This window comes from Pseudomonas sp. JS425 (assembly GCF_018223845.1).
Lineage (GTDB): Bacteria > Pseudomonadota > Gammaproteobacteria > Pseudomonadales > Pseudomonadaceae > Aquipseudomonas > Aquipseudomonas asiatica.
The window spans coordinates 5,926,248-5,946,266 of the sequence record NZ_CP073661.1 but is presented as its reverse complement, the minus strand read 5'-3'; the positions used below and the strand labels follow the sequence as shown (position 1 = coordinate 5,946,266).

General features: G+C 62.4%; 19 protein-coding genes and 1 pseudogene. 12 read left to right on the top strand and 8 right to left on the bottom strand.

The genetic code is table 11. The annotated features are described in order from the left end of the window. Positions 1-13 precede the first annotated feature (13 nt). The 3 genes from KDB76_RS27275 to KDB76_RS27265 form a co-directional block, all read right to left on the bottom strand. Entirely contained in the window at positions 14-289 is a 276-nt protein-coding gene (locus KDB76_RS27275) for a bacteriocin immunity protein (RefSeq protein ID WP_023662887.1), read from the bottom strand. Continuing rightward, positions 286-2,478 (bottom strand): S-type pyocin domain-containing protein, encoded by a 2,193-nt coding sequence (locus KDB76_RS27270; RefSeq protein WP_013974685.1) that lies wholly within the window; start codon positions 2,476-2,478, stop codon positions 286-288. The genes KDB76_RS27275 and KDB76_RS27270 overlap by 4 nt, the downstream gene beginning before the upstream one ends. Positions 2,479-2,563: 85 nt before the next feature. Further along, on the bottom strand, positions 2,564-3,127 hold the full coding sequence (locus KDB76_RS27265) for a DUF6436 domain-containing protein (protein WP_013974684.1): 564 nt from the start codon (positions 3,125-3,127) through the stop codon (positions 2,564-2,566). 218 nt (positions 3,128-3,345) lie between these two features. Here KDB76_RS27265 and KDB76_RS27260 point away from each other — a divergent pair, with 218 nt between their 5' ends. Further along, positions 3,346-4,272 (top strand): alpha/beta hydrolase, encoded by a 927-nt coding sequence (locus KDB76_RS27260; RefSeq protein WP_024087881.1) that lies wholly within the window; start codon positions 3,346-3,348, stop codon positions 4,270-4,272. Here the strand turns inward: KDB76_RS27260 and KDB76_RS27255 are convergent, their stop codons facing one another. Further along, a complete protein-coding gene (locus KDB76_RS27255) occupies positions 4,273-5,025 on the bottom strand; it encodes a DUF2059 domain-containing protein (RefSeq protein WP_013974682.1) in 753 nt (250 codons plus the stop codon). Positions 5,026-5,138: 113 nt separating this feature from the next. On the opposite strand from KDB76_RS27255, the gene KDB76_RS27250 reads away from it, so the two are divergent. Together KDB76_RS27250 and KDB76_RS27245 are read left to right on the top strand one after the other, a co-directional pair. After that, positions 5,139-5,771 carry a 2OG-Fe(II) oxygenase gene (locus tag KDB76_RS27250; protein WP_024087880.1) on the top strand — a complete coding sequence of 211 codons (633 nt, stop codon included), beginning with the start codon at positions 5,139-5,141 and terminating at the stop codon, positions 5,769-5,771. Continuing rightward, positions 5,758-6,261 (top strand): DUF523 domain-containing protein, encoded by a 504-nt coding sequence (locus KDB76_RS27245; RefSeq protein WP_013974680.1) that lies wholly within the window; start codon positions 5,758-5,760, stop codon positions 6,259-6,261. The genes KDB76_RS27250 and KDB76_RS27245 overlap by 14 nt, the downstream gene beginning before the upstream one ends. A gap of 122 nt (positions 6,262-6,383) precedes the next feature. Here KDB76_RS27245 and KDB76_RS27240 read toward each other — a convergent pair whose 3' ends face one another. After that, positions 6,384-6,872: a transporter substrate-binding domain-containing protein gene (locus tag KDB76_RS27240; protein ID WP_024087879.1), complete on the bottom strand. Its 489-nt coding sequence runs from the start codon at positions 6,870-6,872 to the stop codon at positions 6,384-6,386. A 224-nt stretch (positions 6,873-7,096) separates the two neighbouring features. Between KDB76_RS27240 and KDB76_RS27235 the strand changes: the two genes are divergently transcribed. Beyond that, on the top strand, positions 7,097-7,573 hold the full coding sequence (locus tag KDB76_RS27235) for a DUF4399 domain-containing protein (protein WP_024087878.1): 477 nt from the start codon (positions 7,097-7,099) through the stop codon (positions 7,571-7,573). A 104-nt stretch (positions 7,574-7,677) separates the two neighbouring features. Here KDB76_RS27235 and serA read toward each other — a convergent pair whose 3' ends face one another. Next, positions 7,678-8,907 (bottom strand): phosphoglycerate dehydrogenase, encoded by a 1,230-nt coding sequence (gene serA, locus KDB76_RS27230; protein ID WP_003258542.1) that lies wholly within the window; start codon positions 8,905-8,907, stop codon positions 7,678-7,680. 170 nt (positions 8,908-9,077) lie between these two features. Between serA and KDB76_RS27225 the strand changes: the two genes are divergently transcribed. The 4 genes and pseudogenes from KDB76_RS27225 (at position 9,078) to KDB76_RS27210 (ending at position 13,262) form a co-directional block, all read left to right on the top strand. Next, positions 9,078-10,475: an FAD-binding oxidoreductase gene (locus tag KDB76_RS27225; RefSeq protein WP_013974677.1), complete on the top strand. Its 1,398-nt coding sequence runs from the start codon at positions 9,078-9,080 to the stop codon at positions 10,473-10,475. Positions 10,476-10,500: 25 nt separating this feature from the next. Continuing rightward, positions 10,501-11,166, top strand: coding sequence for a fumarylacetoacetate hydrolase family protein (locus KDB76_RS27220; RefSeq protein WP_015272191.1), 666 nt, complete (start codon positions 10,501-10,503; stop codon positions 11,164-11,166). A 182-nt stretch (positions 11,167-11,348) separates the two neighbouring features. Beyond that, positions 11,349-12,269, top strand: coding sequence for an SdiA-regulated domain-containing protein (locus KDB76_RS27215; RefSeq protein ID WP_024087875.1), 921 nt, complete (start codon positions 11,349-11,351; stop codon positions 12,267-12,269). 90 nt (positions 12,270-12,359) lie between these two features. Then, a pseudogene (locus KDB76_RS27210) lies at positions 12,360-13,262 on the top strand (SdiA-regulated domain-containing protein). A 104-nt stretch (positions 13,263-13,366) separates the two neighbouring features. Here KDB76_RS27210 and rpiA read toward each other — a convergent pair. Beyond that, a complete protein-coding gene (rpiA, locus tag KDB76_RS27205) occupies positions 13,367-14,041 on the bottom strand; it encodes a ribose-5-phosphate isomerase RpiA (protein ID WP_013974672.1) in 675 nt (224 codons plus the stop codon). Between the two features lie 134 nt (positions 14,042-14,175). On the opposite strand from rpiA, the gene ilvA reads away from it, so the two are divergent. Then, positions 14,176-15,690, top strand: coding sequence for a threonine ammonia-lyase, biosynthetic (ilvA, locus tag KDB76_RS27200; protein WP_013974671.1), 1,515 nt, complete (start codon positions 14,176-14,178; stop codon positions 15,688-15,690). A 148-nt stretch (positions 15,691-15,838) separates the two neighbouring features. After that, complete coding sequence (locus KDB76_RS27195; RefSeq protein WP_013974670.1) at positions 15,839-16,264, top strand: DUF2269 domain-containing protein; 426 nt, start codon at positions 15,839-15,841, stop codon at positions 16,262-16,264. Between the two features lie 129 nt (positions 16,265-16,393). Here the strand turns inward: KDB76_RS27195 and KDB76_RS27190 are convergent, their stop codons facing one another. Beyond that, a complete protein-coding gene (locus KDB76_RS27190; protein ID WP_038410225.1) occupies positions 16,394-17,050 on the bottom strand; it encodes an HAD family hydrolase in 657 nt (218 codons plus the stop codon). A gap of 141 nt (positions 17,051-17,191) precedes the next feature. Between KDB76_RS27190 and KDB76_RS27185 the strand changes: the two genes are divergently transcribed. Beyond that, positions 17,192-17,671, top strand: coding sequence for an RNA pyrophosphohydrolase (locus KDB76_RS27185; RefSeq protein WP_003249017.1), 480 nt, complete (start codon positions 17,192-17,194; stop codon positions 17,669-17,671). 22 nt (positions 17,672-17,693) lie between these two features. Continuing rightward, entirely contained in the window at positions 17,694-19,973 is a 2,280-nt protein-coding gene (gene ptsP / locus KDB76_RS27180; protein WP_023660917.1) for a phosphoenolpyruvate--protein phosphotransferase, read from the top strand. Positions 19,974-20,019 lie beyond the last annotated feature (46 nt).

Here is a 20,019-nt window from a genome sequence, read left to right as displayed (position 1 = left end):
GCAGGGCTTAGGGTCAGGCGGCTTTGAAGCCGGGTTTGCCGTTGGCGGCGCGCCATTCTTTAATACGGTTGACGACGCCTTGCGGGCTGACATCTGCCCCATCTGGGGGGTAATAAATCACGTCTGACCCGTCAGGGTGCTCGGTCAACTTCTCGAAAAGAAGAACAATATCAATCCGGTGCTTTTCCAGCTCAGCACCCTTGAGGCCCGTCCGATCCGCATATAGATCCGACACCAATGCGAGAAACTCAGGCTCTGTGTACTCCGTCAAACTCTGTTTCAACGTCATTGATTGTTTCCTCTGTGATGGTTTATGTGGACTTGGGGAGTCATGAACACGAGATTATCGAAGTCGTACACTGCGCCACCCTTTGCAATTTCGTGCTTGTGGTGAATCTCTAACTTGACTCGCTTTCCTACTCGCTGGTCGCGCTTGGCGAATGGCGCTAGCCCTCTACGCATGTCGTCGAGGATTGCGGGCATGATGTGGCGACTGAATACCTCATCTGTCGCAATCTCCATCCAGATTGCCTCCTTTAGCCTATCGAATCTGGCAAACCTCCGCCCCCTGAGCCTTTCCGCAATCTTTGCTGGAATCGGCGCGCCCGCCGCAGTAGTGGCTGCATCCAGAACCCTGTCTGGTGTGATAACGCCGTTGCCGCTTGCAACCCCTGGTAAATTCCGTGGGTTGCGCAACATCACATAAATCGGCGCCAGCCCCGAGTCTGCCGGGAAGATGATGACGTAGTCGTCGATCTGCAGTTCGGGCAGTTCAGGGAGCGTACGGATATCCGGATCCGGCGGGACGATGATAGGGCCCGGAAGGTGCTTCTGCAGATCCTCGACGATAGGGGAGCCAGGGATGACCGTACCGTTCTCGCCGGTGGCAGACAGCGTCGAGGGCGGCGTCGCCGGGTGCCAAAATAGCGTTGCGCCACCTGGGCCTTCGGCGGTAAATCTGTACGCGCCTTGGGCTGCGTCCCACTGTGCCTGGCGTACGCGCACATCGCGCAGAAGGGCGCTGCCATCCGTGGCTGCCAAGTACACCTCCGTCTGCTTGCCCTGAGGGACAGCGTCCATCCGCAAGGGCAGCTCAAGCGTCTGACCAGCTTTGCGGTTTGCTTCGAGGGTAAGGTCCGCGCCGGGACTCATCAGGGCGAGCGGGACGGTCACCCCCATGCGCTCACCATCGCCCAGACGAGCTGAATACAGCATCAGAGGAACATACCTGGCGACCGCCAGGAGCCCACCGGTGAGCAGACGTTGGGCGCCTTTGCCGAGTGCTTCGCCAAAGTCGAGCCAGATCGGTTCGAAATGGGCTATGCCACCGCGTGAGGTCGCCAGGATCAGCGGGTGGTGGATACTGGCTACCCAGGCGTTGAACGTTACAGGTGTATTGCCAGGAGTACGGCCAGACAAGACGGCCAGCGAAGTCTGCTCGTCGAAAACGGTGGCGACGGTGTTGTCTGTTTGTGCCAGTAACCGCATCACCTCCGTACTTTCAGCGGGCGATGTCTGGGTATGGGCGGCAATTTGGGCTTGTAGCTGTGCCTGCACGTTTAGCAATGCCGCTTTGCGGTCTGCGGAACCTTCTGGCGCGTGGTACTGGAGCGCGGAATCGATCCAGGTAGCTTGCGACGCCAAGTGGCCTTGACTCAGGTTCATGCTGGAGTAGGTTGAGGCAAGCTGCTCGCGCGCCTTGAGCAGGTCGGACGTTTCCCGTTCTAGCTCGCGGCTATGCTCGAGTGCTGCTTGCGGGGCAACGCTTTCTTGCTGATGGCGCTCGAAGGCCGTCAGCATCGCTTTCAACGCGCTGCTGGCTTGCAGGAACGCCTGGCTGGCTGTGCCCAGTTGAGCAAGGGCCTGATGGTACTGTTGGAGCGTCCGGTCAATATCCTGATCATGACTTTCCCTCATCCTGAGAGTGGACAAGGTGCTCTGCAGCTGTTGTTGGCGTTGGGCCAACTCGCCGCTTACCTGCTCCAGGTACTTCACGTCGAACGCCGCTCGGTAAGAGTCGAGCCACGCTTGCTGAGGGTCTGCTGGAGCGTTTGGTTTTCGGGCTACAGCCAGGAATTCATGAAGGTTGCGATTTACCGGGTCACCGCCGAAGAAGCTGTAAGCCTGATCACGCGTTGCTTGCAGGCGTGTAGCGAACAATGCCTGAAGCTCATTGATGGCAGCGATGGTGCGTTCTGTCGCCTGGATTTCGCCAAGACCATTCAGCGAGCCCGCTTGATCACGTAAGGCCTGGTCGAGGTCTTGCTGTAACGTGGCGAGGCGCTGTTCATGCGCCTTTTGAACGCCTAACTTGCCGTTTTCGGTCTGTACGATCAGGTCGATATCCAGGCGCCCAGGCTCGAAAACGGATACCAGTTGAAACGATGCACCGGGGTGGGTGCCCCAAAGTTGAGGGCCGACGGGAAGACGGGTGCTGTCTACATAGCTGTTGGGAAGCTCGGTGGAACCTTGTGACATACAGTTTCTCCATTGATCTGTATGTCGCTACGGTAAAAATCCTCCCTCGGGCTGAAGCTGTAGATATCTATCGGGTAGCCACTAACTACCAGGGGCAGTAACACCCTATGGCCAATGTATTGCTGGCCTGCACCGGCCGGTCTTCAAGCAAGGCCTTGATGATGGGTTCCACAAAGCTGTTGCTGGCATTGCACACGGCGCCTTCGCTGTAGGGGCCGAAGTAGGCCAGGTGGCCTTGCCGGTCCCAGATGGCCACGGCCGGGGAGGCGGGCAGGTGTTCGCTGCCGGGCAGGCTGGCGAGTGGCTTGAGGGCGGTGAGGTTGGCGGGCAGCTGGCCGTGGCTGTCGGGCTTTTGCAGCACGTGGAAGGTCACACCCTGGCTGGCGAACTGGCTGACCAGGTCGCCCAGGTGCTGCTGGTTGCCGACGTTGCACGGGCAGGCCGGGTCCCAGAAATGCACTACCCTGATCGGGCCGGGGCCGGCCAGCTCGGGGGGCAACTGCAGCTGGCTGCCGTCGAACAGCGTGGCTTGATTGTCGAACGGGCGCAGGTAGCGGGCCTGGAACGTGGTGTAGGCCTGCCAGAGGATGGTCAGGCCGACCAGAAGGGCGATTGCCATGCACAGCGGTTTGATGATCCGAGTCTTCATGAAGTTTCCGCGGCCCCCTGTAGGAGCGGCCTTGTGTCGCGAAAGGGGTGCGAAGCGCCCCCAGGATGTGTGCATCAAGCTGATATTGCTGGGGCCGCTTTGCGGCCCTATCGCGACACAAGGCCGCTCCTACAAGTTCGAAGGTGAGCAAGCTTGCCACGACGCCAGCCAGAGCTGAATATCCCAGATCAATACTTGCTTCACTGTGGATGTACCCGATGCCCGCTGCCTTTCACCCAGACCTCCTGCGCACCAGCCTGGCGCCGCTGACCGCTCGCCAGCCGTTGTCGGCGCAGGCGCAGGACTACCAGCGCTTCTATGGCCTGAACCTGTCGGCCCACAGCTGGCTGGGCGGCTTCCAGGCCGCAGGCTTCGAGCTGGTCGGGCAGGCCTGGCTACCCGACCAGCCGAGCGCGACGCTGTTCCTGCTGCACGGCTATTACGACCATATGGGCCTCTACAGGCATGTGATCGATTGGGCGCTCAAACAGGAGTTCGCCGTGATCAGTTGCGACCTGCCCGGCCACGGCCTGTCCAGCGGCGAGCGAGCCAGCATCAGTGATTTCGCGGTGTACCAGCAGGTGCTGGAGGCTTTGTTCGAGCAGGCGCGCACGCTGCAACTGCCGCGCCCGTGGCACCTATGCGGTCAAAGCACCGGTGGCGCCATCGCCGTGGACCACCTGTTGTACCAAGGCGCGCGCAGCCCCATCGATGGCCAGGTCATCCTGTTGGCACCGCTGGTGCGGCCCTGTGCCTGGCGCTGGTCGAAGCTGAGCTATCGTGTGTTGCGTCACTTCGTGAATGGCATCGAGCGGCGCTTCAGCGAGAACACCAATGACCCGACCTTCCTGCCGTTCCTCGAAGCCGACCCGCTGCAACCGCGCCGCCTGCCTACAGCTTGGGTGGGCGCCTTGATTGCCTGGGTCAAACGCATCGAGGCCGCGCCGCGCAGCACGCGGCGGCCGTTGATCGTGCAAGGAGAAGCGGATGGCACAGTGGACTGGCAGTACAACCTCGAAGTACTCAAGGCCAAGTTTGCCGAGCCGCAGATTCTGATGCTGCCCGAGGCCCGTCACCACCTGGCCAACGAGCTGCCGGGCATTCGCCAGCGCTACTTCGACTTCATCGACCAGCGCCTGGGCTGATCACTTAAGGTCGCTGCTACTCTGGCCAACTGCCAGGCCTGCGCGAACGGCGGCCAAGGCGGCCTGGTAGTAAGCCTTGCCGTCTGGCGACTCGGCAAAGGTAGCGAACTCTTCCAGCTCGGCATCGGACAGGTCGCGATAGACATACAGCAGGGTGTTGTTGAGGTCTTCGCCGATCTGGCCCATCAGGCGCTGGCGCTGGCCGTCGAGCAGGTTCTGGGCCTGACCGCCGCCGAACAGGCCGGGGATCATCGAGCTGAGGCTGTCGGCCGCCACGCCGGCAATGGCCAGGCTCACTTCGGCACCGGCTTCGCGCGCCGGCAGGGCCTGGGCCAGATGCCCGATTATCAGCAGGCGATCATCGCTGGCCTGGATCTTCGGCAAGCCCTTGGCATTCTTGGCCAGTTCGTCCTTGCGTGTGGCCTTGAGCTCCGCAGCCACCACCTTGCGCCCCAGCGGCGACCGGAAGAACGCCAGAGCCGGAGCCGGGTTGGCCAAGGTTGCGCGCAGCTGCGCCTGGGCGCGACGGTCCACCGCCTGGGCCTGGAAGCGCTGGTTGCTGTTGTTTACCAGCGCCTGGTACACGGCGGGTGGCAAACTGTTGCGGTAGCGTTCCTGGGCAGCGGTCAGGGCATCATTGAAATGGGCGCGCTGGTCGGGCCAGCCGGCGGCCTTGTACAGTTGATCCAGGTTGTCTGCCCAGACAGGCACGGTGCAGATCATCAGCAGAATCAGGGAAAACAGACGGCGCATTCAGGACTCCTGTCGGCAGGTGGCTATTGTCCGTGGCCGGGCGCCGGTTTGTCGAGATATCCGCGTGCTTCTCGGCCAAGTGGCGCTGTGCGCCGGCATGGCTAATGGATATGATGCGCGCCATGCACATCTCCCCTGAACACCCGATGCTTGCGGCCGTCGTCGACGATCTGGCCACCCATGGCTGGTCCCAGCAGGCGCTTTTCCTGCCCGCCGACCTGGTGCGTGCGCTCGCGGCCGAGTGTCGGCGCCGTGATGCCGAAGGCGAACTCAACCCTGCAGGGGTTGGGCGCGGTGCTGCCCAGGAGGTGCGCGAGGCCATTCGCGGCGACCAGATCCAGTGGATCGACCCCGGCCAGGCCGAGGCCTGCGACCAGTACCTGAGCGCCATGGACCAGCTGCGCCAGGCCATCAACCAGGGCCTGTTCCTTGGCCTGGAAGACTTCGAGTGCCATTTTGCCTTGTACCCGCCAGGGGCGTTCTATCGCCGGCACCTGGACCGCTTCCGCGATGATGACCGGCGCATGGTGTCGGCAGTCCTGTACCTGAATGAAGGCTGGCAGCCGCAGGACGGTGGCCAGTTGCGCATGTTCCTGGCGGACGGTGTCGAGCATGATGTCGAGCCGGTGGCGGGCTGCCTGGTGGTGTTCCTGTCGGGCGAGGTGCCCCATGAGGTGCTGCCGGCAGGGCGTGAGCGGCTTTCGTTGACCGGCTGGTTCCGGCGCCGTGGCAATGACCCCTTCTGACCTGCCCAAGGTGCTGGTCAGCGCCTGCCTGCTGGGGCAGCCAGTGCGCTATGACGGCCGCGCCAGTGGCCACCCCGACCTGTTGCAGCGCTGGCAGGCCGAAGGGCGCGTGGTACCGTTGTGCCCGGAAGTGGCGGGTGGCTTGCCGACCCCACGGCCGCCTGCAGAGATACCGGGCGGGCAGGGTGGGGAGGTGCTCGACGGTGGCGCGCAGGTGCTGACGGTGACGGGCGAGGATGTCAGCGCCGAGTTCCTGGCTGGGGCGCAACGGGCGCTGGAGTTGGTGCACCGGCATGGCATTCGTGTGGCCGTGCTGAAGGCTGGAAGCCCTTCGTGTGGCAACCGGTTGACCTATGACGGCACGTTCAGTGGTGTGAAGGTGGCCGGGGAAGGGGTGACCACGGCATTGCTGCGGCGGGCGGGGGTGCTGGTGTTCAGCGAGCTGGAGCTGGACGAGGCACAGCAGGCTCTGGCCGGGCTTTCAGCTTAAGCCTGTTCCGGCCCTTTCGCGGGTGAACCCGCTCCCACAGGGACATCACAAGCGTTGAGGGCTGTGGAGAACTTGTGAGAGCGGGTTCACCCGCGAAGAGGCCGGTACAGGCAGCAAAAATCCTATTGCCCGGCCGCAGTCTCAGGCACACCCTTGAACCACTTTTGCTCAAGTTCGGCAGTCCGCCCGCTGTCCTTGAGCCGCTGCAGTGCATTGTTCACCGCACTCTCGAACGCCGGGTTGTCCTTCTGGAACGGGATTACCAGCTGCTTCTCGCCAAACGGCAGGCTCACATCGAGCGGGCTGTCACCTTTGGGTGATTCGCTCGACGGGGTCAGTGCGATGTCGTACTTGCCACTCTCGACACCGGGCAGTACCTCTGCCGCAGGGGCTTCGATGAACTCGGCGCGCAGGTCCAGTTCCTTGGCCAGCGCCTGGCCGAAGTCGATCTCGAAGCCGCTCAGGTGGTCATTTTCCTTGAATGCGTACGGCGAGTTGTCGGCCTGTACGGCAATGCGCAGTTCGCCCCGGTCGGCAATTTCGTCAATCAGCTCGGCCTGAGCCAATGGCGTGATCAGTACCGCCAGCATTACTCCTATGATCGAACGCATTAAAGCCCCTTTTCTCTTTGGCAGATGAATAACCTTCGCCACGGCTTTCTTCCTCGCCGTGGTCGAGCGCAGCCTATGACCTTGAAGCCTCGGCATTGTTTAACCCTGATTGAAATATTTCTGCCTGACGATGTGAACATCTGGGCAAACATATCAACTAAGGTGAACCACCGCCGCCACCGGAATACTGGCGGCGGTCAATAAGTGAATCACAGGAGAAGTGAATGAACAGCCTATTTTCGCGTGCTGCCGTTGCTGGTCTGTTGATGGGAGCGTCAATGTTCGCCAGTGCCGCAGATGCCCTGAAGAGCCAGGAGCCGCCCAAGGATGCCAAGGTCTTCATCGTTTCCCCCGCCGATGGCGCCACGGTCGACAAAACCTTCACCGTCAAGTTCGGCATCGAGGGCATGGCACTCAAGCCTGCGGGTGACAGCACCCCGCACACCGGCCACCACCACCTGCTGGTGGATGTGGATAAAGAGCCGGTGGCCGACATGGCCCTGCCGGCCAGCCTGATGCCACAGGCCGGCACCGCGTTGCCGGACGGCCCGCAAGTACTGCACTTCGGCAAGGCGCAGACCGAAACCAGCATTACCCTGACCCCAGGCAAGCACACCCTGCAGCTGGTGCTGGGTGACCAGTATCACGTGCCGTTCAAGCCGAGCGTCGTGTCGCAGAAGATTACTGTCGACGTGAAATAGGGGTTGAGCTCTTCGCGGGCAAGCCCGCGAAGCAAGCGACACCAATGTCACAGGCAAAAAAAGGGAGGCCACCGGGGCCTCCCTTTTTCATGCCGCCAGCGAACTTAGAACAGGACGCGGGAACGGATGGTGCCCTTGACCTGTTGCAGCTTCTCTTGCGCCAGGTCGGAGTACTCGGCGTCAACGTCGATCACCACATAACCGACTTTCTCGTTGGTCTGCAGGAACTGACCGGAGATGTTGATGCCGTTCTCGGCGAAGACCTTGTTGATCTCGCTGAGCACGCCCGGGATGTTTTCGTGGATGTGCAGCAGACGGTGCTTGCCTGGGTGCGCCGGCAGGGCCACTTCCGGGAAGTTGACCGAGGATACCGAGGTACCGTTGTCGCTGTACTTGACCAGCTTCTCGGCCACTTCCAGGCCGATGTTGGCCTGGGCTTCGGCAGTGGAACCACCGATGTGCGGGGTCAGAATCACGTTGTCCAGGCCACGCAGCGGGCTTTCGAACTGCTCGTCGTTGGAGCGCGGCTCCACCGGGAACACGTCGATGGCGGCGCCGATCAGGTGCTGGTCCTTGATGGCGGCGGCCAGGTGGTCCAGCTCGACCACGGTGCCGCGTGCGGCGTTGATCAGGATCGCGCCCTTCTTCATCGCGCGGATTTCCTTCTCGCCGATCATCCACTGGGTGGACGGCAGCTCAGGCACGTGCAGCGAAACGATGTCGGCCAGGCCCAGCAGCTCGTGCAGGCTGGTGACCTGCACGGCGTTGCCCAGTGGCAGCTTGGTCAGCGGGTCGTAGAAATACACCTGCATGCCCATATTCTCGGCCAGGACCGACAGCTGGGTGCCGATCGAGCCGTAACCGACGATACCCAGCTTCTTGCCGCGGATTTCGAAGGAATTGGCCGCGCTCTTGATCCAGCCGCCACGGTGGCAGGAAGCGTTCTTCTCGGGGATGCCGCGCAGCAGCAGGATGGCTTCGGCCAGTACCAGTTCGGCTACCGAACGGGTGTTGGAATATGGCGCGTTGAACACGGCGATACCGCGCTCGCGGGCAGCTTCCAGGTCGACCTGGTTGGTGCCGATGCAGAAGCAGCCAACAGCGACCAGTTTCTTGGCGCAGTCGAAGATCTCTTCGGTCAGCTGGGTGCGCGAACGGATACCGATGAAGTGGGCATCGGCGATCTTTTCCTTCAGCTCGGCTTCCGGCAGCGAACCAGTGAGGTATTCGATGTTGGTGTAGCCGGCGGCCTTGAGGGTATCGACCGCGTTCTGGTGCACACCTTCAAGAAGAAGGAACCGGATCTTGCTCTTGTCGAGAGAAGTCTTGCTCATCTGCGTAAACCTGTATCCCGGAGAAAAAATGGCGAGGGTGATGCCAGGCGCAAAGGCAGCCTTAGCATGAACAGCGGGAGGGCTATGCTAGCATACGCGACACAATCTGAGCTTATCCCGACAGGTGAAGAGTGCTCAGGGTGACTATGAATAAGTCGAGAGTTCCAGCGATGACCCACCCCGCTGTAATTGATGAACTGATGACCCTTGTCGACCCTGGCAAGGTCCTGACCGACGCAGCTTCCCTGGAAGCCTATGGCAAGGACTGGACCAAGCATTACCCACCGGCACCCAGCGCCATCGTCTTTCCCAAGACGGTGGAGCAGGTGCAGGCGATCGTGCGCTGGGCCAACACGCACAAGGTGGCGCTGGTGCCGTCTGGCGGGCGTACCGGGCTTTCTGCAGGCGCCGTGGCGGCCAATGGCGAAGTGGTGGTCGCCTTCGACTACATGAACCAGATTCTCGGCTTCAATGCCTTCGACCGCACCGTGGTCTGCCAGCCAGGGGTGATTACCCGTCAGCTGCAGGCCTACGCCGAAGAACAGGGCTTGTATTACCCGGTGGACTTCGCCTCCAGCGGTTCCAGCCAGATTGGCGGCAATATCGGCACCAATGCCGGTGGAATCAAGGTGATTCGCTACGGCATGACCCGCAACTGGGTGGCCGGGTTGAAAGTGGTGACCGGCAAGGGTGAGCTGCTGGAGCTGAACAAGGACCTGATCAAGAACGCCACCGGCTACGACCTGCGCCAGCTGTTCATCGGTGCCGAAGGTACCCTTGGCTTCGTGGTCGAGGCCACCATGCGTCTGGACCGTGCGCCGCGCAACCTCACCGCGATGGTGCTGGGTACCCCCGATTTCGACTCGATCATGCCTGTGCTGCATGCCTTCCAGGGCAAGCTGGACCTGACTGCCTTCGAGTTCTTCTCCGACAAGGGCCTGGCCAGGATCCTGGCGCGTGGCGACGTGCCGGCGCCGTTCGAGTCCGACTGCCCGTTCTACGCGCTGCTGGAGTTCGAGGCCAGCACCGAGGAGGTGGCCAACGAAGCGCTGGCCACCTTCGAGCACTGCGTCGAACAAGGCTGGGTGCTGGACGGGGTGATGAGCCAGAGCGAGACCCAGCTGAAAAACTTGTGGAAACTGCGCGAGTACCTGTCGGAAACAATCTCGCACTGGACCCCGTACAAGAACGACATTTCTGTCACGGTGTCGAAAGTGCCAGCGTTCCTGCGCGATATAGATGCCATCGTCGCCGAACATTACCCGGATTACGAAGTGGTGTGGTACGGCCACATCGGCGACGGCAACCTGCACCTGAACATCCTCAAGCCCGAGCACATGAGCAAGGACGACTTCTTCGCCTCGTGCACCAAGGTCAACAAGTGGGTGTTCGAGATCGTCGAGCGCTACAACGGCTCGATCTCCGCCGAGCATGGTGTGGGCATGACCAAGCGTGACTACCTGGGCTACAGCCGCTCGCCCGAAGAAATTGCCTGCATGAAGGCAATAAAGGCCGTGTTCGACCCTAACGGCATCATGAATCCGGGTAAGATCTTCGCACCTGAATAGAAAGCAGTATCCAGAGGAGTCGGCCATGAGTTACCAGCATCAGTACGTAGACGGCACACGCATTCACTTCCCGCTGGGCAAGGTGGTGTGCATCGGCCGTAACTATGCCGAGCATGCCAAGGAGCTGGACAATCCGATCCCCACCGAACCGCTGCTGTTCATCAAGCCGGGCAGCTGCGTGGTACCAGCCGAGGGTGGCTTCAAGATTCCGACGGAACGTGGCTCGGTGCACTATGAGGCGGAAATTGCCGTGCTGCTCGGCAAGCCGCTGTCGACTCACCCGAGCGAGGAAGAGGTGCTGGACGCCATTTCCGGCTACGCACCGGCGCTGGACCTTACCCTGCGTGACGTGCAGGCCAAGCTGAAAGAGAAGGGCCTGCCCTGGGAGCTGGCCAAGTGCTTCGATGGCGCCTGCGTACTGCCGCCGTTCGTGTCGGCCGCCAGCTTCGAGGATGTGACCGACATCCCGGTGCGCCTGACAGTCAACGGCGAAGTTCGCCAAGATGGTAACAGCGCGATGATGCTCAACCCGATCGTGCCGATGATCCAGCACATGGCCGCGCATTTCTCGCTGCAGGCGGGGGATGTGATCCTTACCGGTACCCCGGCGGGTGTGGGGCCGTTCAATGTCGGTGACGAATTGGTGCTGGAGTTGCCGGGTGTGAGCCGCTTCGAAAGCCGGGTGCTCTGACTCGAGACCGCGTCGCCTTCTTCGCGGGTAAACCCGCTCCCACAGGTACTGCGCAACCCTCAAGGGCGACGCTATGCCTGTGGGAGCGGGTTTACCCGCGAAGAGGCCGGTCCTGTTTACCGATTTTTCACACCTGATCCGGATAATGCGCGAATCTACGCCCATTTCCCCAGGACCCCCGCATGCCATCTCCCTCCAGCGCCCCGGCAACCCCCAAGCGTCGTTTCTTCCTGCGCTGGCCCTTCGGCCTGGCCGCGGCGGCGGTAATCGGCTATGGCGTGGCCGTGGCCATGCACTGGGATGACCGCGGCGCGCTGTGGGTCAAGGAAAGCTTCGAAAGCACCGCCGAACGCAGCGAAAGCGTATGGCTGCCGGACTACCAGGTCGACATCGATGCCAAACCGTTGCCGGGCATGGACGACGATGAGGCTTCGGACGTTGCCTTCAACCCGCGTACCCGCACCCTGTTCGCAGTCATGGGCAAGAACCCGATCCTGGTCGAACTGAGCCTCAATGGCGATGTACTGCGCAAGATCCCCCTCAACGGCTGGAACAACCCGGAAGGCGTCGCCGTACTGGAAGACGGCTACCTGGCAATCACCGATGAGCGCCTGCACGACCTGACCGTGGTCAAGGTGGATGCGCAAACCACCTCGTTGAACCATGATGATTTCCAGAACCACGACCTGGGCCCGTCGGTGAAGAGCAACAAGGGCTTCGAGGCGGTGGCCTGGGACCCGCTGCGCCAGCGCCTGGTAATCGGCGAGGAGCGCCCGCCCCGGCTGTATACCTGGAAAACCGACGGTCGCAGCCCGCTCACGGGTGAAAAACAGCTTTTGCCCAGTGATGAACTGGACCTGCGCAACCTCTCGGCGCTTGGCGTGGATCCGCGTACCGGCCACTTGTTGGTGCTGTCGTCCGACTCCAACATGCTTCTGGAACTGGACGAGCAGGGCCAGCAAGTCAGTTTCATGACCCTGCTCGGCGGTTTCAACGGCCTGCAGCACACCATCCCGCGTGCCGAAGGGGTGGCCATGGACGACAAGGGCAACCTGTACATGGTCAGCGAGCCGGCACTGTTCTATCGCTTCAGCAAAAACTGACCCAAACATCCGACTTTTCGGATGCTGGCATTAAGCTTTACTTCAGTTGTTCGTGATTAGATTCGTCACCCCTGTGTCGAGTCTTCCCTCATGCGCCGTTTTGTTCGTCCGTTCCCTGTTCTGGTCGTTATCGGCCTGATCCTGCTCGGCTTGGCCGGGCAGGAGTTTCGCCTGTTCGAGCGTGGCTGGTTCAACCTCAAGGCCTGGTGGCAGCCAGCCGAGCAAAGCATCGGCCTGGACCGTTACCGGGTGTTGGTGGAGGCGCAGCCGATCGAGGGGCTGGATGACGACATCTCGGCGCTGACCTACGACCCCGACCGCAAGACTCTGTTTACCGTAACCAATGCACGCTCGGAGCTGATCGAGCTGTCGCTGGACGGGCGCATCCTGCGCCGAGTGCCGCTGACCGGCTTCGGCGACCCGGAAGCCGTGGAGTACGTCGGGCCCAACAGCTATGTGATCACCGACGAGCGTCAGCAGCGGCTGATTCGCGTGCGCCTGGAGGACGACACGATGTTCCTCGATGCCGGCGATGCCGAGCAGCTGACCCTGGGCATTGGCCTGAATGGCAACAAGGGCTTCGAGGGGCTGGCCTATGATTCGGCGGGCAAGCGCCTGTTCGTGGCCAAGGAGCGTGACCCAATGCTGATCTACGAGGTGCATGGCTTCCCGCACGACAATCCTGAGCAGCCCTATGCGGTGCATGTGGTGCAGGACCGCAAGCGCGATTAGCGGCTGTTCGTGCGGGACCTGTCGAGCTTGCAGTTCGATGAGCGCAGCGGGCACCTGCTGGCACTGTCGGACGAGTCGCGGCTGGTGCTGGAGCTGGATGTGGAAGGCCGGCCGCTGAGTACCTTGTCGTTACGCAAGGGGTTCCAGGGGTTGCAGGCGACGGTGCCGCAGGCGGAGGGGATTGCGATGGATGAGGCGGGGACCATCTATCTGGTCAGTGAGCCGAACTTGTTCTATGTGTTCAAACAGCCAGCGGAGTGAGTGCCTGTGAGAGCCTATTCGCGGGCATGCCCGCTCCCACAGGTACGCCACAGGTTTCGGACCCTGTGCAATACCTGTGGGAGCGGGCGCGCCCGCGAAGAAGGTTACTCAGCCTTCAGGCTTTTCACGCCCTCAGAGGTACCCAGCAGCAGCAAATCCGCCGGCCGTGCCGCGAACAGGCCGTTGGTCACCACGCCAACAATGGCATTGATCTGCGCTTCCAGCTCCACCGGGTTGGTGATCTGCAGGTTGTGCACATCGAGGATCACGTTGCCGTTGTCGGTAACCACGCCCTCACGGTACACCGGGTCACCGCCCAATTTGACCAGCTGGCGCGCCACGTGGCTGCGGGCCATCGGGATCACTTCGACCGGCAGCGGGAACGCGCCCAGCACCGGTACCAGCTTGCTGGCATCGGCGATGCAGATGAAGGTCTTGGCCACGGCGGCGACGATCTTCTCGCGGGTCAGGGCTGCGCCGCCGCCTTTGATCAGGTTCAGGTGCGCGTCGCTCTCGTCGGCGCCGTCCACGTAGAACTCCAGTTCGCTGACGCTGTTCAGCTCGTAGACCGGGATGCCATGGCCCTTCAGACGCTGGGCAGTGGCTTCGGAGCTGGCGACCGCGCCGTCGAAGGCGGTCTTGTGCTGAGCCAGGGCGTCGATGAAGAAGTTGGCGGTCGAACCGGTGCCGACGCCGACGACGCTCTTTTCATCCAGCTTGGGCAGAATGAAGTCGACAGCGGCCTGGGCGACGGCCTGTTTGAGTTGGTCCTGGGTCATGCGGGCTCCGAGAGGGGCAGGGCGGTTTCGAAAAGAGCCTAGTATAACGGCTCGGGCGGCTTTGCTGTGGTCGCCCGACGTAGCGCTGGGGTAGACTCCCAGCCCTTGTCCCGCGGCCCAGTGATGCATTCCCGATGCTCGAACAGTACGTCAAGAAGATCCTCACCTCGCGCGTCTACGACGTCGCGGTCGAAACCCCGCTGCAGAGCGCCGGGCAGCTGAGCAAGCGCCTGGGCAACCAGATTCTGCTCAAGCGCGAAGACCTGCAGCCGGTGTTCTCGTTCAAGATCCGCGGGGCCTACAACAAGCTGGCCCAACTGACCCCGGAAGAACTGGCCCGTGGCGTGGTCACCGCCTCGGCCGGCAACCACGCCCAGGGCTTGGCCCTGGCTGCGCGCGAGATGGGTATCAAAGCCACTATCGTGATGCCCAAGACCACCCCGGAAATCAAGGTCGAAGGCGTGCGTTCGCGGGGCGGCAAGGTGGTCCTGCATGGCGACTCGTTCCCCGAGGCGCTGGCCTATTCGCTGAAACTGGTCGATGAAAAGGGCTTCGTCTACGTGCACCCCTACGACGACCCGCACACTATCGCCGGGCAGGGCACCGTGGCCATGGAGATCCTGCGCCAGCACCCAGGCCAGCTGGACGCGATCTTCGTGCCGGTGGGTGGCGGTGGCCTGATCGCCGGCATTGCTGCCTACGTGAAATACCTGCGCCCGGAAATCAAGGTGATTGGTGTCGAGCCGGACGACTCCAACTGCCTGCAGGCGGCCATGGCGGCCGGCGAGCGCGTGGTGCTGCCGCAGGTCGGGCTGTTCGCCGACGGTGTGGCGGTGGCGCAGATCGGCCAGCACACCTTCGACATCTGCCGCCATCATGTGGATGAAGTGGTCACCGTCAGTACCGACGAAATCTGCGCGGCTATCAAGGATATCTACGATGATACCCGCTCGATCACCGAACCTGCCGGTGCCTTGGGCGTGGCGGGCATCAAGAAGTACGTCGAGTTGTACGGCGTGACCGGGCAGACCCTGGTGGCCATCGACTCCGGTGCCAACGTCAACTTCGACCGCCTGCGCCATGTGGCCGAGCGTGCCGAGCTGGGTGAAAAGCGCGAAGCGATCATCGCCGTTACCATTCCCGAGCGCCCGGGCAGCTTCAAGGCCTTCTGCGAGGCTATCGGCAAGCGCCAGATCACCGAATTCAACTACCGCAAGCACACCTCCGACGAGGCGCATATCTTCGTCGGCGTGCAGACCCACCCGGAAAACGACCCGCGTGCGGCGCTGGTACAGCAACTGACCGAGCAGGGCTTCCCGGTTACCGACCTGACCGACAACGAGCTGGCCAAGCTGCATATTCGCCATATGGTTGGTGGTCATTCGGCCGGCGCCAGTGACGAGATGGTGCTGCGTTTCGAGTTCCCCGAGCGGCCGGGGGCGCTGTTCAACTTCCTCAACAAGCTGGGCGGGCGCTGGAACATTTCGATGTTCCATTACCGCAACCATGGCGCCGCTGACGGGCGCGTGGTGGCGGGGTTGCAGGTGCCGGAGGACGAGCGCCACCTGGTGCCGGCGGCGCTGGCCAAGATCGGCTACCCGTACTGGGACGAAACCGACAACCCGGCTTACAAGCTGTTCCTGGGCTGAGCGGCTAAGCTGGGGCTGACGGCCCTTTCGCGGGCTTGCCCGCTCCCACAGGTACTGCGCAGGCTTCAGGGCCTGTGATATCCCTGTGGGAGCAGGCAAGCCGGCGAAGAAGCCTGCACAAAATGGCCTGCTTAAGGACAACCGAGACATGGAACACCTGACCACCCTCAAGACCCTGCACATCATCGCCACTGCGCTCCTGCTGCTGGGTGCTCTGGGCCTGGCGCTCTGGACCGTGCGCGCCCGCCGCCAGGGCGATGCCGAGGCTTTCGCCAAGCTGCTGCGTCGGCCGCTGGTGTTCGTCTGGCTGGTGATGGGCCTGTGCCTGGTGAGCATGCCGTTAACCGGCTGGTGGCTGGTGCACCTGGTGGGCTGGCCGCTGGGGCAGGCCTGGGTGCTGGCGTCCAGCGTCATCTATACGCTGGGCGCGTTTGCCGTGTGGTGGCTGCTGGTGCGGTTGAACCGGCTGCGCAAGGCCGAGGTGGTGGGGTTGCGCTTTACCCTGGCACTGGCGGTGTTCAGTGGGGTTTGCTTCCTGTCCATCGCCGGGCTGATGGGAGCCAAGCCGGTCTGACAGCTTTGTGCTGTATGTGCTGGCCTCTTCGCGGGTAAACCCGCTCCTACAGGGTCTGAGCAAGGCTTGAGCGCTGTGCAGTACCTGTGGGAGCGGGTTTACCCGCGAAGAGGCCGGCACAGGAAAACCTCAATCCCGCAGCGAAACCACCGGCCACCCACGCATCTCGGCCTCCGTCCGCAGCTTCGGGTCGGGGTCCACCGCCACCGCATGCGCCACCCGCTGCAACAGCGGCAAATCGTTCATCGAGTCGCTATAGAAATAGCTGTCCTCAAGGTCGAAGCCGTTCTCCAGCATCCAGCGCTCCAGCCGCGTCACCTTGCTTTCACGGAAACACGGTATATCGGTACTACGTCCGGTATAGCGGCCATCACGCGTTTCGCATTCGGTCGCCAGCAACACGCGAACCCCCAGGCGCCGGGCAATCGGTGCGGTGACGAAGCGGTTGGTGGCGGTGATGATCACCAGCTGGTCGCCGGCCTCGCGGTGCTGCTGCAGCAAGCTAAGCGCCTTTGGCAGGATGATCGGCTCGATGCAGTCGCGCATGAAATCATGGTGCCATTCGTCGAGCTGGGATACTGGTGTTGCCGCAAGGATTTCCATGGAAAAGGCCAGGTAGGCCTGCAGGTCCAGGGTCCCATTCAGGTATTCCTGATAGAAGCCATCGTTGCGTCGCTTGTAGGCAACCGGGTCGAGGATGCCGCGCTGGCAAAGGTAGTCACCCCAGGCATGGTCGCTGTCGCCACCGAGGAGGGTATTGTCCAGGTCGAATAAAGCCAGGCGCATCGCGGTCACTCGCATAAGCCACAGGGTAGGTCCGCAGAATACGGAGTTTTCACGCTGCTGCACATAAGCTTGGCGGGCGCGTTGCTGCGCTCGCAAGCTTTGTGGAACAATGCGGTGACATGCGTTTGCGAGGTTGCTGCCGTGATCGACCCGGATGGTTTTCGCCCCAATGTCGGGATCATTCTCACGAATGATGCCGGGCAGGTGCTATGGGCTCGACGGATCAACCAGGATGCCTGGCAGTTTCCCCAGGGTGGCATCAACCCTGACGAGACGCCGGAAGATGCCCTGTACCGCGAGCTGAACGAAGAAGTTGGCCTTGAACGCGATGATGTGGAAATTCTTGCCTGCACCCGTGGCTGGTTGCGTTATCGTTTACCCCAGCGACTGGTGCGTACGCATAGCCAGCCGCTGTGCATCGGCCAGAAGCAGAAATGGTTCCTGCTGCGTCTGGTCAGCAACGAACAACGGGTGCGGATGGACCTGACCGGCAAGCCGGAATTCGACGGCTGGCGTTGGGTCAGCTATTGGTACCCGCTGGGCCAGGTTGTGACATTCAAGCGCGAGGTCTACCGACGCGCCCTGAAAGAGCTAGCACCGCGTCTGCTGACGCGCGACTGACGACGGAGTTCGACCCCGAGCCATGCTCAATACGCTGCGCAAGATCGTCCAGGAAGTAAACTCCGCCAAAGATCTCAAGTCGGCGTTGGGGATCATTGTCTTGCGTGTCAAGGAGGCCATGGGCAGCCAGGTCTGCTCGGTCTACCTGCTCGACCCGGAAACCAACCGCTTCGTGCTGATGGCCACCGAAGGCCTGAACAAGCGTTCCATCGGCAAGGTCAGCATGGCCCCCAACGAAGGCCTGGTCGGCCTGGTCGGTACCCGGGAAGAGCCGCTGAACCTGGAAAACGCTGCCGACCACCCGCGTTACCGCTACTTTGCCGAGACCGGCGAGGAAAAATTCGCCTCCTTCCTCGGTGCACCGATTATCCACCACCGCCGCGTGGTTGGGGTATTGGTCATCCAGCAAAAGGAGCGCCGCCAGTTCGACGAGGGCGAAGAAGCCTTCCTGGTCACCATGAGCGCCCAGCTCGCCGGGGTTATCGCCCACGCCGAGGCTACTGGCTCGATCCGTGGCCTGGGCCGCCAGGGCAAGGGTATTCAGGAAGCGCGCTTCGTCGGCGTACCGGGCTCGCCTGGCGCCGCCGTGGGGCGCGCAGTGGTGATGCTGCCGCCAGCCGATCTGGAAGTGGTGCCGGACAAGACCGTCGATGACATCGACGCCGAACTGAAGCTGTTCCAGAACGCCCTCGAAGGTGTGCGCGACGATATGCGCAAGCTGTCGGCCAAGCTGGCCACCCAGCTGCGCCCGGAGGAGCGTGCACTGTTCGATGTGTACCTGATGATGCTCGAAGACGCGGCTCTGGGCGGTGAGGTGACCGAAGTCATCAAGACCGGCCAGTGGGCCCAGGGCGCACTGCGTCAGGTGGTGGGCGAGCACGTCAACCGCTTCGAGCTGATGGACGATGACTACCTGCGCGAGCGCGCCTCCGACGTCAAGGACCTGGGCCGGCGCCTGCTGGCCTACCTGCAGGAAGCCCGCGCGCAGTCGCTGGTGTATGCCGACAACACCATCCTGGTCAGTGAAGAGCTGACCCCGGCGATGCTCGGCGAAGTGCCGGAAGGCAAGCTGGTCGGCCTGGTCTCGGTACTGGGCTCGGGCAACTCCCACGTCGCCATCCTGGCTCGCGCCATGGGCATCCCCACGGTGATGGGCCTGGTCGATCTGCCTTATTCCAAGGTCGACGGCATCGAGATGATCGTCGACGGCTACAAGGGCGAGGTGTTCACCAACCCCAGCGAAGTGCTGCGCAAGCAGTACAGCGACGTGGTCGAGGAGGAGCGCCAGCTGGCCCAGGGCCTGGATGCCCTGCGCGAACTGCCGTGCGTTACCCCGGACGGCCACCGCATGCCGCTATGGGTCAACACCGGCCTGCTCGCCGATGTGGCCCGTGCCCAGCAGCGCGGCGCCGAAGGGGTGGGGCTGTACCGCACCGAAGTGCCGTTCATGATCAACCAGCGCTTCCCCAGCGAGAAAGAGCAGCTGGCCATTTACCGCGAGCAGCTGGCGGCCTTTCACCCGCTGCCGGTGACCATGCGTACCCTCGACATCGGTGGCGACAAGTCGCTGTCGTACTTCCCGATCAAGGAAGAAAACCCGTTCCTCGGCTGGCGCGGCATTCGCGTCACCCTCGACCACCCGGAAATCTTCCTGGTGCAGACCCGCGCCATGCTCAAGGCCAGCGAGGGGCTGAACAACCTGCGTATCCTGCTGCCGATGATTTCCGGTATCCATGAGCTGGAAGAGGCGCTGCACCTGATCCACCGCGCCTGGGGCGAGGTGCGTGACGAAGGCACCGATGTGCCGATGCCACCGGTTGGCGTGATGGTGGAAATTCCTGCGGCGGTGTACCAGACTAAGGAGCTGGCGCGGCAGGTGGACTTCCTGTCGGTCGGTTCCAACGACCTGACCCAGTACCTGCTGGCGGTGGACCGCAACAACCCGCGGGTCGCCGACCTGTACGACTACCTGCACCCGGCGGTGTTGCAGGCGCTGAACACGGTGGTGCGCGACGCCCATGGCGAAGGCAAGCCGGTGAGTATCTGTGGTGAGATGGCCGGTGACCCGGCAGCGGCGATCCTGTTGATGGCCATGGGCTTCGACAGTCTGTCGATGAACGCCACCAACCTGCCGAAGGTGAAGTGGATGCTGCGTCAGATCAACCTGGGCAAGGCCAAGGAATTGCTGACTGAGGCCCTGAGCCATGACAACCCGCAGGTTATCCACAGCTCGCTGCAACTGGCCCTGAAAAACCTTGGGTTGGCGCGGATGATCGGGCCTGGGGCCAATAAGACCCTCTGAATGTGGGGTGCCTGTTCCGGCCTCTTCGCGGGTTTGTGGGAGCGGG